Source organism: Kutzneria sp. NPDC051319, assembly GCF_040682195.1.
Taxonomy (GTDB): domain Bacteria; phylum Actinomycetota; class Actinomycetes; order Mycobacteriales; family Pseudonocardiaceae; genus Kutzneria.
In genome coordinates this window covers 102,846-116,377 of the sequence record NZ_JBFBAM010000001.1, presented here as the reverse complement: position 1 = coordinate 116,377, position 13,532 = coordinate 102,846, and the positions used below count along the sequence as shown (strand labels likewise).

Sequence of the window (13,532 nt, the reverse complement as noted above, 5' to 3'; positions counted from 1 at the left end):
CCGTACGATCACGGCGAGTAGCACTTGTGCGTGCTGGTGTTGAAGATCGGCGTCGTGTCCACCGTCAGGTTGGACGCCGGGTTGACGATCACCGAACCGCTGCGGGTCAGCTTGTCCTCACAGCCGAGGATCGCCGAGTTGGTCGAGTTGCCGGCCCACATGTCGATGTGGCGCTTGCCGCTGTTCCAGTCGGAGATACAGGCGGCGCAGCTGTCCTCCATGATGAAGTACTTCTTCAGATACGAGTAGTACACCCGGGTGCCCGGCGCCAGCTCGGAGCTGCTGGTGGCGAACGTGACCGGGTTGCTGTACGTGCCCGTGCCGCCGGCCTTCGAGTGGATCTGCGGATAGGCGATGTCGGCACTGCCGGGCGGGTCGTTGTCCAAGGCCCCGTACAGCGTCACGTACATGGTGTACGTGGTGCTGTGCGGTGTAGCGGCAGCTTGGACGGTGTTGGCTTCAGCAGGGGCGGCTCCCGCGATGAGCAAGCCGATGCCGAGCAGGGCAGCGAGCAGCTTGCTTGTCATGCACACCTCCTCGATTCACATATATGGTTAGGAAACTTCCCTAACTCAGCCGAGGGTAGGAGCGCGTCCACGGTCACGAGAAGCCCGGATCGTTCACAGTTATCCGTCCCGTCACGGACAGGATCGCGAAAATTCTTCAGATTCCTGCCCTGAACTGGTACGTCTTGCCCGGCCGTCCGCTGAGGGAAGGGTTGGGCTCATGGGCAGGAAGACGCTGGCCGCCGCGCTGGCGGTGGCGATCGCGGTGATCGTGCCGGGCTTCGCGCACGCCGACACCGGAGCCTGGGTGATCCAGGGCTCCGACCACGCACGAGCGCTGGACGAGAGCCAAGGGCTGGCCACGGTGGTCCGGCCGAACTCCAGCTTCATCCAGTACACCGGCCTGTCCACGGTGCCGATCGGGGACTCGGTCAAGGGCTGGAACCACGTGGGCGACCCGGGTTCCCGGCTCGGCTACTACATCGAGCCGTACCAGAGCGACAACAACGGGGCCAAGATGTTCCGCGTCCAGGCCCCCGACGGCAGCTGGTCGGAGTACACGCACAAGCTGGAGTCGTGGGAGGCGCTGAACAACTCCTTCGCCGCGGTCTCGCCCGACGGGCAGTGGCTGGTGTCCGGCGAGTGGGGCACGATGGATCGTCTCCTGGTCTACCCGATGCCCGGCGTCCGGTTCACCACGCCGAGCCAGAACCTGCCGTACGGCTTCGCGATTCGCCCGGACCACCCGATTCGCGACGTCCAGGGCTGTGACTTCACCTCGCCCACCCAGCTGCTCTGCGCGTCGGACGACCCGGACGGATCGCTCTACGGCATGACAAAGCCGTTGCTGCAACTGGATCTGAGCGGCCCGCTGGGCGGCGCCGACGTGACGGCCCACGTGAGCGCTCTCGGTCAGCTGCCCCTGCAGAGCGGGTGCAGCGGCACGTTCGAGGTCGAGGGCATGGACTACGACATGCGCGACGGCACCCTGCGCGTGATCGTGATGTCGCCCGGCTTCTGCGTGCTCACCGACTCGAAGACCTGGCGTTTCAAGCACTCCTGAACCCGGACGGCCGATTGGATCACCGCCGGTCGCGGTTGTGTTGCAAGATGGGCCGGTGGACCCACAGGATCCGGACCGACGACAGCGGATGGTCAGCACGGCGGGTGAGGCGCTCGCCGCCGCCCAGGCGGGCGACGACGGCGCCGCGATCAGCCTGCTGACCACCTTCGTCGACACGTCGCCCGCGGGTGACGTGGACGGCAAGGAGCTGGTCCTGATGCTGTTCCGCGAGTGCAGCGAGATGGTCGCCGCGCTCGGCTCCGGTGGGGCCACCCCGGTCAAGATGCAGGTCTACGACGCCGACGGCCAGGAAGTCTCCATCGACGACGCCGACCCGCCGGTGCGCACCGCGGTCCGCACCCTGCTCGCCGAGGTGCACGGCGACCAGGACGCGGCCCGCGCGCAGATCGACATCGCCCTGAGCACCGCCGACCCGAGCGAGGTGGCGGCGGTGGTCATGCAGGCCCTGCGCTGGACGATCCGGCTGGCCACCGAGTGCACCAACCGAGACCTCCCGGTGGCCGCCTGGATCGCCAACGCCCTTGACACGGGCGACGACGACGTCGTTTGACCGTTCGGAAGGGACCATTCCTCCACTCGGAGTGGAGGAACTAAGCCTTGATCATGGATGGGGCTCGCCTCAGGCCATGTCGCGGGTCATCACGTCCCGCCGATCAAGGGCTCGATCTGCATGGCGTCGTGGAGGTCGGCGGCCAGTTCCAGGAGGACGCGGCGGGTGTCGGAGACTTCGGCGCGAAGCAGGTCGACCTGCTCCCAGGCGCGCTCGTGCATGACGACGCTGTCGCCGGGCAGGCGGGCGGCCTCCCACTCGGCCAGGGCGGGATGCCACTTGGTCAGCAGCGGGCGGAGCACGGTGTTGACCATCTCCACGGCGATGCCGGCGAAGGTGACGCCGCCGGCCCGGCCACGAGGGGCCAGCTCGGGACCGTACTTGCGCAGGATGTCCCGGGTGCAGGCGAAGAGCGAGTAAATGCTGTTCAGTTCCTCCCTCACGATTCCGGCCCCCGGTTTTTGTTCCACGGTCGTAATCCTGGTGGCGAGCTCGACATACAGCTCCCACGCAGCCTCTCGTTCTATCGGTGATGGCGTCCACACGCCGCTCACCCGGCTTCGCTGACTCACGGAGAAGCTCCTCCACTCAAAGGCCCGTGCGCGGCCGATCGATAACCGTCAACCCGTTGCTCGGGAATGGGCGTGACCGGGCCGGTGCGGGGCGGAGAGGACGGACTGGGCAGATTGTTGATCTCGTCGTTGCGGGCGCGTTCCCTGATCCGCTCGATCTCCGCGAGGTAGCGGCGACGGCGCTCGGCGTCGGAGGCGCCGAGCTGGTCGGGGTCGTCGACGAGCTTGCGGACCAGGGTGTAGACGCTGGACTCGTGCAGGCGGTACTTGCCGTAGTTCTCCTCGGCCTTGAAGGTCCTGTGCAGGCCGAACACCACCGCGCCGAACACGGACAGGGCCTGCACGAGCAGCCGCGAGCCGTTGCCGTCGGTCACGTACGGAATCAGGAACGGCAGCGACAGCGAGATCAGCACGGTCCAGCCGACGGCGTAGAAGTGGGCCGCGCCGTACAGCCAGGCCCGGCGCTGCCAGACCCGCAGCACGGGCACGGTCCGCCGATAGTGGGCGGCGGCCCAGTCGCGCAGTTCCGGACCGATCAGGTCGGCGTCCGCGAACGGTCCGTCCGCGCCGCCGCCGGCCGTTGCGACGGTAAATTTCGGTCTCATGTAGGCCGCAATCGCGACCGCACTGGATATAGCCAGAACGGTCACGCCACAAAGCCCGACAACCCACGGGTCTATCACCACACACCCATCCCTGACGGTGTCAAGTGCGGGAGCGTAGCCCCTGTGCAAGTGCATTGCCCATAGTCACGCACCGCAGCCGAATCCCGTATAAGAGGGAAAGTCGACATACAGTGATCCGGCCCCGGCGAACGGTGGAGGACTGCCGACAGCAGGTCGACGACCCACCGTGACGGCATGCCATGATCCGTCACGCCGAGTAGCGCTACGACGTGAATTATGGCAAGCAGGTGGCTTGCGATTCACCCGTCCGTCAGGCTCGACACTGTCCCCCATCGGAGTTAACCGGAGGAGGCCGGGACGGATGGCCCACGATGTGTTCCTGAGCTACTGCCGGTCGGACACCACGCCGGCCGAGGCGCTGGCCGCGGAGCTGCGCGCCCGGGGGCTGCGGGTGTTCCAGGACGAGGTCGGCGTGCACCGGTTCGACTCGGTGTCCCGGACCATCCTGGCCGAGCTGGGCCGCTCCCGACTGCTGCTCGCCTACTACTCCCAGACCTACCCCACCCGCCGCGCCTGCCAGCAGGAGCTCATCACGGCTTTCCTTGCCGGACAACGGGAAGGCGATCCGCTGCGGCGGGTGCTGGTGGTCAATCCGGAGCGCGGCACCGGCCACATCGAGCCGATCGAGCTGAGGGATGCCCGATTCTGGAGCCCGTCGGCCGAGCTGCGCCACCTCACCGAGGCCGTCACGCGCAAGGTCGACGAGCTGCCGACGACCATCGGCGCCGTGGACCACGGCCACGTCCCGCTCTCGCTGCCGGCCCCGGGCCACCGGCCGCCGCCGCGGTTCGTCGGTCGCACGGCCGAGCTGTGGCGGCTGCACTCGGCCCTGCATCCGCAGTCGGCGACGTTGACCGAGGGCGGCGGCGAGCCGGTCGCCGTGGTGCACGGTGTCGGCGGCATCGGCACGTCCTCCCTGGTCGCGGAGTACGCACGCCAGTTCGGGGCGACCTTCCCCGGCGGCGTGTTCTGGCTGTCGGCCGGGGATCCGTGGCCGGAGCAGCTGACGGCCATCGCGGAAGCTTTAGGGGCCAACGGAAATGGTCACGCCGCCGATCGAGTGGCCCTGGCCCTGGACCGCAGCCGGGAACCCAGCCTCTGGGTGGTCGACGGCGTGCCGGCCGGGCTCGAACTGGACGAAGTCCGCCGGCTGCTGTCCCCACACCCCACCGCCGCCAGCGTGCTCACCACGACCGACGCCGGTTACGCCGAGCTCGGCACGGGCGTGCCAGTCCCGGAACTGCCGGCGGCGCAAGCGATCAAGCTCGTGCTGAACCAGGTCGAGACCTTGGCCCCGGGCGACCGCGAGTCGGCGCACAAGCTGGTGGACGCCGTCGGCGGGCATCCGGGCGCCCTGCTGGATCTGGCCGGCTCGGCCCGGTCGGCGGGCCTGGACTCGGTGCGGCGGCGGCTGTTCTCCCGGGACTGGCCGGTGCTGGAGGCGACCGCGAAACGGCTGCTGGCCGAGGTGGACGCGGCCGGCGACGCCGGTCTTGACGTGCTGCGCGCGGTGGCGGCGTTCGCACCGGAGCCGATGCCGTTACCCGTTCTGGATGGTCTTGGCCCGGTCGGTCTGGCGGTCGACCGGCTGGCCAGGCAGTCTGTGGTGCGGCTGGTCGGCGGAGGCGCGTTGGAGGTACCGGCGGTGGTCGCACACGTGATCCGGCACAGCGATCCCGATCCGGCGCGGCACGAGCGGGTCAGCGCGGCCGCGCTGGCCGGCCGCCGCGAGCGGGACGACTTCGCGGTGGACGAACGCGAGCGGGCGGCGGCGTTCCGGGTCCAGGTCGAGCTGGCGCACCGGGTTCCCGTGCGGCCGCTGGGCGGCGGCGGCCTGCGGGAGGCGATCTCCTCCCTGCACAGCATCTTCGCGTTCACCCGGGAGCAGCTGCGGGAATGCGGCCCGGATTCGTCGCAGCGCTTCGGCGAGGTCGCGGAGCGCCTGATGGAGGAGGTGCTGCGGCCGTTCCTGTCGGAGTGGCACCCGGCGCTGCGGCGCTACGAGGACCGCACGCAGTTCGACGACACGGCCTGGGATCCGACCGCCGAACTGCGCAACGCCCTCGACGCGCTGCGGGAACCGCTGCTGGCGGTGATCCGGGACCTGAGCCGGATCAGCGGGAACCCACACGGGACTCGCTACCTGTGAACAACTCCCGCACCATGGCGGCGATCTGGTCGGTCTCGATGAGGAACGCGTCGTGCCCGTACGGCGAGTCGATCACCCGCACGCCGTCCGCGCCGGGAATGCCGGCGGCCAGTTCCTGCTGCTGCGCCAACGGATAGAGCCGGTCCGTGGTCACGCCGCCGACGACCGTCCGCGCCGTCACGCGACCCAAAGCGGCCTTCACACCACCACGCCCACGGCCGACGTCGTGCGAGTTCATCGCCTCGGCCAGCGCGACGTAGCTGCCGGCGTCGAAGCGCCGCACCAGCTTCTCGGCATGGTGGTCCAAATAGGACTCGACGGCGAAGCGGCCGTCGCCCTGCGGATCACGGCCGAACCGGGCCGACAGCTCGGCCTCGCTCCGATACGTGACGTGCGCGATCCGCCTCGCGACGCCAAGTCCGCGGGTGGGCCCCTCTCCTGAACCGTAGTAGTCGCCGCCGTGCCACCCGGGATCGGACCGAATGGCCTCAAGCTGCGGATACGTCCACGCGATCTGGTCGGCCGAGGACTGCGCCGGACAAGCCAGCAGCAGCAACGACTCCACCCGCTCCGGCGTGGTAGCTGCCCACTCCAACGCCCGCATGCCGCCCATCGAACCGCCGATCACGGCGGCCCACCGGTCGATGCCCAACGCGTCGGCCAGGGCCACCTCGGCGGCGACCTGATCTCGTACGGTCAACGATGGAAACCGGCTGCCCCAGGGCTTTCCGTCGGGGCTGACCGAGGACGGCCCGGTGCTCCCCCGGCAGCCGCCCAGCACGTTGGGCGCCACCACGAAGTACCGCGACGGATCGAGAACTCCGGGCTGCATCAGGGAATCCCACCAGCCGGCGGTCGGATGCCCCGGCCCGGCGGGACCGGCGACATGGCTGTCGCCGGTCAGCGCGTGCAGGACGAGGACGGCGTTGGACCGGTCCGGGGCAGGAGCCCCCCACGTCTCATAGGCGAGTTGGACGGCGGGCAGCTCGCCTCCGCGCTCCAGCGGCAGGGGGCGGTCCAGCCGCACCCACTGCCGCCGGCCCGGCGGATCGTTCTCCGTGACGGGAGTCAGAGCGCGGCCTTCGCGGCCCGGAACCCGGCTTCGAGGTCCGCCTTGAGATCCTCGACACCTTCCAGGCCGACCGACAGGCGCACCAGACCCGGTGTCACGCCGGTGACAAGTTGCTCCTCCGGCGTCAGCTGGGAATGAGTGGTGCTGGCCGGATGCACGATGAGGCTGCGCACGTCGCCGATGTTGGCCAGCTGGCTGAACAACTCCGTGCCGTCCACGAACGCCCGGCCCGCCTCGGCCCCGCCGCGCAGCTCCAGGGACACGATCGCCCCCGCGCCGCCCGGCAGGTACTTGCGCGCCGCCTCGTACCACGGGCTCGACGGCAGGCCGGCGTAGTGCACGGTCTCCACCTCGTCGCGCTGCTCCAGCCACTCGGCCAGCGCCTGGGCGTTGGCCACGTGCCGCTCGATCCGCAGCGACAGCGTCTCGATGCCCTGGAGGATGAGGAAGCTGTTCTGCGGCGCGATCGCCGCGCCGGTGTCGCGCAGCAACTGCACCCGCAGCTTGGCCGCGAACGCCCCGTGGCCGAGCGCCGGCCAGTAGCGAAGGCCGTGATAACTCGGGTCGGGCTCGTTGTAATCGGGGAAACGATCCGCGTGCGCCCCGAAATCGAACTTGCCTCCATCCACCACCACGCCGGCGATCGCCGTGCCGTGGCCGCCGAGGAACTTGGTCGCCGAGTGCACGACGATGTCGGCGCCGTGCTCCAGCGGCCGCACCAGGTACGGCGTCGTCACCGTGCTGTCGATGACCAACGGCACCCCGACCTCGTGCGCGACGGCGGCGACGGCCTCGATGTCGAGCACGTTGCTACGCGGGTTGCCGAGCGTCTCGGCGAAGAACAGCTTGGTGTTGGGCCGGACCGCGGCCCGCCACTCGTCCAGGTTGTCGGGGTCGTCGACGAAGCTGACCTCGATGCCCAGCTTGGGCAGCGTGTAGTGGAAGAGGTTGTACGTGCCGCCGTACAGCGACGCGCTCGACACGAAGTGGTCGCCGGCGCTGGCCAGGTTGAGGATCGCGGCGGTCTCGGCCGCCTGCCCGGACGCGAAGGCCACCGCCGCGACCCCGCCCTCCAGGGCGGCGATCCGCTGCTCCAGCACGTCCTGGGTGGGGTTGTTGATGCGGGTGTAGATGTTGCCGGCCTCGGCCAGGCTGAACAGGGCGGCCGCGTGGGCCGTATCCCTGAACACGTAGGAGGTGGTCTGGTAGATGGGCGTGGCCCGGGCCCCGGTGGCGGGGTCGGGCGCGGCGCCGGCGTGGATCTGACGGGTCTCGAACGACCAGGAAGAAGGCATGGGTGTGCTCCGGTGCGAGGGGGGTGAGGTGGGGGAGGTCAGCCGTGAGCGCGACACGCCATGCTGGTGACGCGCACGTAGTCCACGTGCCGGCGGGACACCAGGAGGGCCATGGGCCCGACGCTAGACGGGCCAGGTTCACCCGAGAAGGCCCGTTCACCCAGTGGGACAAGAGGGAGTAGGTTTGCTTCATGGCGCCGGCCGAGAACCGAGACATCACCCAGTCGATTCCCAGCTTCACGGTCGCCATGCGTGGCTATGACCGTATGGAGGTCGAGACCCACCTCAAGCGCATCACCTCGGAGGTGCGGCTGTTCGCCGCCGACCGGGATGCCGCGCTGCGTCAGGCCGACGAGCTGGCCAAGCAGCTCGACCAGGCCCGTGCGCGCATCGAGGAGCTCAAGGGCCAGGTCGAGCAGGTCCGGCAGGCGCCACCGCCGCCGCCACCACCCGCGCGCGAGCCCGTCGTGCAGGAGACGCCCGACCAGGCCAAGCGCGCCCTCCAGCTGGCCGAGGCCACCGCCGCGGAGACCGCGCAGCGGGCCGAGGCCGCCGCCGAGACCACGTGGTCGCACGCCGAGGCCGCCGCCACCAAGCTGCGCGAGCGCTACCAGACGCTGCTGTCCGACCTGGACAAGCAGCAGGCGGAGATCATCGCCGAGCACCAGTCGCTGATGGAGAAGGCCCGCAGCGAGGCCGCCGAGCTGACCACCGTCGCCGGCCAGCGCCGCAAGACGCTGGACGAGCAGGCCGAGCAGCGCCGCCGTCAGATCGAGGCCGAGTTCACGCAGGAGATCGCCGCCAAGCGCAAGGCCGCGCTGGACGCCATCGCCGAGCTCGAGGCCTCCCAGATGACCGAGCTGGACCAGCGCGTCACGGCCGCGACCGCCGACGCCGACTCGCGCATCAACCGCAGCAACCAGGAAGCCGCGCGGCTGCGCGACTACCGCGAGCGCATCGCCGACCAGCTCCGCTCGGCCACCAGCCTGCTCAACGACGCCGGCTCGCTGCTGGAACCGCTCCCGGAGGAACGCGCCTAACCCGCCTTTATGCAGGGAAGGACGCCTTACCCTCGTTGAACGCGGGTAAGGCGTCCTTCCCTGCATCAGAGGGTCAGCCGCCCCAGCGGTCGGTGTAGGCGACCTCGCTCAGGGGCCTGCGCTGCGCCGGCTTGAAGGTCGTCTGGGTGGTGTAGGCGATCGGCAGCAGGCAGGTCTGCGTGACGTCCTCGGGGATGCCGAGGATCTCGCGCGCCTCGGCCTCGCGGGTGAGGTGGTAGGTGGTCATGGTCGAGCCGAGGCCACGGGTGCGCAGCGCCAGCTGGAGGCTCCACACCGCCGGGTAGATGCCGCCCCAGAAGGCGGAGCTCTCGAACACCGTGGCCGGCGGCCGGCCGAGCACGCACGGAATCACGAACACCGGCACGCGCTCGATGTTATCGATCAGGAACCGGCCGGAGCGCAAGGAGTGCTCGGGGATGTCGCCGGGCAGCGAGGCCAGGTACTCGTTGCCGGCCTCCCGGAACAGCCGGCCCAACTCGGCCCGCGTCTTGGCGTCGCGAACGACGATCCAGCGCCACATCTGGAGATTGCCGGGGCTCGGCGCCTGCAGCGCCAGGCGTAGGCAGTCGTTGATCACCTCGGGTTCGACCGGCCGCTCCAGGTCGAGCTTGAGCCGGACCGAGCGGGTGGTGCTGAGCAGTTCGTCGTTGTCCACACCGACGACGCTAGCCAGTGCCCCGATGGCGTCACGCGCGTTCGCGCCGCTTCGGCGCGAAGGGACAGCCCTCAGGCGCGTTCGAGCCGCAGCGGTGAGGATCCTTCGTCCAGTACGAGAAGGAAGTCGTCGAGGTCCTCGCACGAGCCCGTCGGCACGCCCGGCTGGGCGAGCGCCAGCAGCTGCACGGCCAATCCGGTCAGGCCGGCCGGATCGCCGGTGATGCTCACCTTGCCGTCGGACCCGACGGACACGGTCAGCCGGTAGTCGTCCGGCCAGGCCGAGACCAGGCCGATTCCTCGGTTGTAGGAAGGAATATCCAGCTGCACCTTAGCCACATCGACCTCCGATCGGTGAACCTCGCACACCTGCCGACGACTGTCCAGGCCGAACGCTGGCCCTAGATCGTCTCGTAACCCCCTTGTCACCGAGATCACTCGGGAGCTAAGATACTTTTGAATTGAGATTTAGGGGGGACGTATGGACACGACACGAACACGGGTCCTGGTGGTGGGGGCCGGACTCGCCGGCGCGGCAACCTCGATGTTCCTGGCCGACCGGGGGATCGAGTCGCTCGTGGTCGAGCGGCATCCGGGAACTTCCTTGCACCCCAAGGCAAGCGGCCAGAACCCGCGCACCATGGAGCTGCTGCGCACGGCCGGCGTCGTCGAGCAGACGCTGGCCGCCAACCCGTTCACCGGCGGCGGCGCGTTCGAGATCAAGATCGCCGCGAGCGCTCGCGGCCCGGTGTTCAGGACAATCGTGGCCGGCGACGACTCGCGGCTGTGGGACTCGCTGTCGCCGTTGCCGATGGGCATGGCCACGCAGGTCCAAATGGAGCCGATCATGTTGGGCCGTGCGAAGGAACTGGGCACGCGCGTCCGCTTCGACACCGAACTCGTCTCCTTCGAACAGGACACGCTCGGCGTCACCGCACGGCTCGTGCACCGCCCGACCGGCACGCTCAGCCAGGTCCGCGCCGACTACCTCGTCGCCGCCGACGGCCACCGCAGCCCGATCCGCGAGCGACTGGGCATCGGCCGGCACGGCTGGGGCAGCCTCAGCCACCACGCCGGCGTCGTCTTCGACACCGACGCGGACCGGCTGGCCGACATCACCGGATCGCTGTACTACCTGCAACATCCGGAGTTCACCGGGGTTTTCGGCTCGACGGACGTGCCCGGCCGGTTCATCTTCGCCGTCGAGTACGACCCCGCGCGCGGCGAGTCGATCGACGACTTCACGCCGGAACGGTGCACCTCGCTGATCCGGCTCGGCCTGGACGACCCTTCGTTGAAGGTCGAGCTGCGAACCGTGCAAGCGTGGGAAATGGCCGCCCGGGTGGCCGACACTTTCCGCAGCGGCCGGGTTTTCCTGGCCGGCGACGCGGCGAAGGTGACGCCGCCGACCGGTGGCCTCGGCGGCAACACGGCCATCGGCGACGGCTTCGACGTGGCGTGGAAGCTGGCCGCCGTGCTGAACGGCCAGGCCGGCCCGGGGCTGCTCGACAGCTACGACGAGGAGCGGCGGGCTGTGGCCGAACTCGTGGTGGCGGAGTCGCTGGCCAACTATGTGGATCGGCTGGCACCGCAGCTGCGCGGCGAGGCGGTGCCCGAACCAGTGGGGTACATGGAGGTTGTGTTCGGCATCCGGCAGCGCTCCGAGGCCGTGCTGATCGACGACGAGGACCCGGTTCTGGTCGAGGACCCGCTCAAGCCGAGTGGCCGCCCCGGTTTCCGCGCCCCGCATGTGACGCTCACGCGAGACGGCGCCGAGGTGTCCACTGTGGACTTCTTTGGCCGGGACTGGGTGCTGCTGACCGGGGCCGAGGGCGGCGTGTGGCACGAGGCGGCCAAGCACGTGGCCGACCGGCTGGGCATCGCCGTGCGCACGGTCGGCCTCGGGCCCGACCTCACCGACCCGGAGGACCGCCTGGTCGAGGCGTACGGCATCGGCAACGGCGGCGCGAGCCTGGTGCGGCCGGACGGCGTCGTGGCCTGGCGTACGGACTTCGAGGTCGCCGACGCCGCCGGCACGCTCCAGACAGTGCTCAGTCGGCTACTGGACCGGGCGCCTGTCGACGCAGTCCCAGCAGGCACAGCGCGCTGATCACGCCGCCCAGCACCAGGTACAGCGAGATCGGCCACGGCTTGGCGTGGTCGACCGACAGCAGGGCGGTGGCCACCAGCGGGGACAGGCCACCGCCCAGCGTCGCGCCGAGCTGGTAGCTGAACGCCGAGCCGGAGTAGCGCAGCCGCGGCTCGAACAGCACCGGGAAGTACGAGGCCATCGGGCCGAACAGGACGCCGGAACCCGCGTAGGCCAGGGCCAGCGCCAGGATCAGCAGGCCGGCCGAGCCGGTGTCGATCAGCCAGAACAGCGGGAACGCGAACACGATGATGAACACCGCGCCGGTCAGCATCACCGGCGTGCGGCCGACCCGGTCCGCGACGCGGCAGGCGATCAGGATCGACACCACCTGGGCCGCGCCGCCGACCAGGCTCGCGGTCAGCACCTGCTGCTGCGGCAGGTGGTGCACGGCCGTCCAGTAGTTCAGCACGAAGGTCACGAGGATGAAGATGAAGGCGTTGAAGCCCAGGTTCACGCCCACACCGAGCAGCACCTTCCGCCACGAGGTGCGCAGCACCTCGGCCAGCGGCACCCGGGTCACCCGCTGCGCGGCCCGCAGCTCCCTGAACTCCGGGCTCTCCTCGATACCCACCCGCATGTAGATGCCGACCGCCACCAGCACCAGGCTGGCCAGGAAGGGAATCCGCCAGCCCCAGCTGAGGAAGTCGCCGCCGGAGGCGGCCGTGGACAGCGAGAACATGGCCGTGCCGACAAAAAGTCCCAGCGGGGAGCCGAGGAAGGTCCAGCCGCTGTACCAGGTCCGGCGCCGTTCGGGGGCGTGCTCGACGACCATCAGCGCCGCGCCGCTCTGCTCGCCGCCGAGGAAGAATCCTTGCAGCAGACGGAGAACCAGCAGCAGGACCGGCGCGACCAGGCCGGCCGTGGCGTAGCTGGGCAGCACGCCGATCAGCGCCGTGCACAGGCCGGTCATGGTCAGCGTCAGCACCAGCATCGGGCGGCGGCCCACCCGGTCACCGAAATGGCCGATGACCGCCGCACCCAGTGGTCTGACGAGAAAGCCGACCCCGAAGGTGGCGAAGGCCAGCAGCGTGCTCACGGTCTGGTTGCCCGTCGGGAAGAACAGCTTGGGCAGCACCACCGCGGACGCGAGGCCGTAGATCAGGAAGTCGTAGAGTTCGATGGTCGTGCCGGCCGCGCTGGCCAGTGCGACCTTGCGCACCGACGAACTGCGAACCTGATCAATCGATCGAGTCACGGTATCCTCCCTCAGTCACGACATGGGACCACAAACGGGTGAAAGCGGCCACACGTTCTGGTGGAGCACTCGGTTTTACGTCGATTGCCTGCACGAACGGCGCAAAGGTAGGCAACCATGGCCCTCCCCCGCATCCTTGCCGGCGCCGCAGCGCTCTGCGTTGCCGCCGTCTGCGTGACCGCCGTCCCCGCCGCGGCCGCGATGCCCTCCACCCTGTCCCTGACCGCCACCACCCGCGGCCAGGCCCCGCACGTCGTGGAGCTGACCTGCGACCCGGTCGCCGGCACCCACCCCGACGCCCAGCTCGCGTGCCTGCAGCTCGACCAGGTCGACGGGGACATCGCGAACATGCCCGGCACCGAGGCGCACATCTTCTGCCCCATGATCTTCCAGCCGATCAAGGTGAGCGCGACCGGCCTGTGGCGGGGCCGGACCGTCCTGTTCCAGGACAGCTACACCAACAGCTGCGAGCGTGACAACAAGACCGGGAACCTGTTCCGGTTCTGACAGTGGTCGGGGCCCCCGACTTCCACCGGGGGCCCCGCGACACTGATCA

At 69.6% G+C, this 13,532-nt stretch carries 14 protein-coding genes; 6 read left to right on the top strand and 8 right to left on the bottom strand.

From position 1 onward, the window contains the following. Positions 1 to 8: 8 nt before the first annotated feature. Positions 9 to 527, bottom strand: coding sequence for a hypothetical protein (locus AB0M73_RS00520; RefSeq protein WP_363885205.1), 519 nt, complete (start codon positions 525 to 527; stop codon positions 9 to 11). Positions 528 to 726: 199 nt separating this feature from the next. Here AB0M73_RS00520 and AB0M73_RS00515 point away from each other — a divergent pair, with 199 nt between their 5' ends. Both AB0M73_RS00515 and AB0M73_RS00510 read left to right on the top strand, forming a co-directional pair. Next, positions 727 to 1,569, top strand: coding sequence for a hypothetical protein (locus tag AB0M73_RS00515; protein WP_363885204.1), 843 nt, complete (start codon positions 727 to 729; stop codon positions 1,567 to 1,569). A 55-nt stretch (positions 1,570 to 1,624) separates the two neighbouring features. Beyond that, complete coding sequence (locus tag AB0M73_RS00510; RefSeq protein ID WP_363885202.1) at positions 1,625 to 2,140, top strand: hypothetical protein; 516 nt, start codon at positions 1,625 to 1,627, stop codon at positions 2,138 to 2,140. A gap of 89 nt (positions 2,141 to 2,229) precedes the next feature. On the opposite strand, the gene AB0M73_RS00505 is transcribed toward AB0M73_RS00510, so the two are convergent. Then, complete coding sequence (locus AB0M73_RS00505; protein WP_363885200.1) at positions 2,230 to 2,583, bottom strand: hypothetical protein; 354 nt, start codon at positions 2,581 to 2,583, stop codon at positions 2,230 to 2,232. A 125-nt stretch (positions 2,584 to 2,708) separates the two neighbouring features. After that, entirely contained in the window at positions 2,709 to 3,317 is a 609-nt protein-coding gene (locus AB0M73_RS00500) for a hypothetical protein (protein ID WP_043722144.1), read from the bottom strand. Between the two features lie 382 nt (positions 3,318 to 3,699). Here AB0M73_RS00500 and AB0M73_RS00495 point away from each other — a divergent pair, with 382 nt between their 5' ends. Beyond that, the gene (locus AB0M73_RS00495) at positions 3,700 to 5,547 is read left to right on the top strand and encodes a TIR domain-containing protein (protein WP_363885198.1); all 1,848 of its coding nucleotides are present in this window, start codon (positions 3,700 to 3,702) and stop codon (positions 5,545 to 5,547) included. Here the strand turns inward: AB0M73_RS00495 and AB0M73_RS00490 are convergent. Next, positions 5,513 to 6,574, bottom strand: coding sequence for a homoserine O-acetyltransferase (locus AB0M73_RS00490; protein WP_363885196.1), 1,062 nt, complete (start codon positions 6,572 to 6,574; stop codon positions 5,513 to 5,515). The two genes, AB0M73_RS00495 and AB0M73_RS00490, sit on opposite strands and share 35 nt — an antisense overlap. 41 nt (positions 6,575 to 6,615) lie before the next feature. Beyond that, positions 6,616 to 7,914, bottom strand: a complete 1,299-nt coding sequence (locus tag AB0M73_RS00485; protein ID WP_363885194.1) for a bifunctional o-acetylhomoserine/o-acetylserine sulfhydrylase — start codon at positions 7,912 to 7,914, stop codon at positions 6,616 to 6,618. Between the two features lie 191 nt (positions 7,915 to 8,105). Here AB0M73_RS00485 and AB0M73_RS00480 point away from each other — a divergent pair, with 191 nt between their 5' ends. Next, entirely contained in the window at positions 8,106 to 8,954 is an 849-nt protein-coding gene (locus AB0M73_RS00480; RefSeq protein WP_363885192.1) for a hypothetical protein, read from the top strand. A gap of 73 nt (positions 8,955 to 9,027) precedes the next feature. Here AB0M73_RS00480 and AB0M73_RS00475 read toward each other — a convergent pair whose 3' ends face one another. Continuing rightward, a complete protein-coding gene (locus tag AB0M73_RS00475) occupies positions 9,028 to 9,630 on the bottom strand; it encodes a nitroreductase family protein (RefSeq protein WP_363885190.1) in 603 nt (200 codons plus the stop codon). Between the two features lie 71 nt (positions 9,631 to 9,701). Then, entirely contained in the window at positions 9,702 to 9,968 is a 267-nt protein-coding gene (locus tag AB0M73_RS00470) for a hypothetical protein (RefSeq protein ID WP_157494905.1), read from the bottom strand. Between the two features lie 142 nt (positions 9,969 to 10,110). Between AB0M73_RS00470 and rdmE the strand changes: the two genes are divergently transcribed. Next, complete coding sequence (gene rdmE, locus AB0M73_RS00465; RefSeq protein WP_363885187.1) at positions 10,111 to 11,739, top strand: aklavinone 12-hydroxylase RdmE; 1,629 nt, start codon at positions 10,111 to 10,113, stop codon at positions 11,737 to 11,739. On the opposite strand, the gene AB0M73_RS00460 is transcribed toward rdmE, so the two are convergent. After that, complete coding sequence (locus tag AB0M73_RS00460; protein ID WP_363885185.1) at positions 11,681 to 12,976, bottom strand: MFS transporter; 1,296 nt, start codon at positions 12,974 to 12,976, stop codon at positions 11,681 to 11,683. The two genes, rdmE and AB0M73_RS00460, sit on opposite strands and share 59 nt — an antisense overlap. 117 nt (positions 12,977 to 13,093) lie before the next feature. Between AB0M73_RS00460 and AB0M73_RS00455 the strand changes: the two genes are divergently transcribed. Continuing rightward, positions 13,094 to 13,483, top strand: a complete 390-nt coding sequence (locus AB0M73_RS00455; RefSeq protein WP_363885183.1) for an SSI family serine proteinase inhibitor — start codon at positions 13,094 to 13,096, stop codon at positions 13,481 to 13,483. Positions 13,484 to 13,532 lie beyond the last annotated feature (49 nt).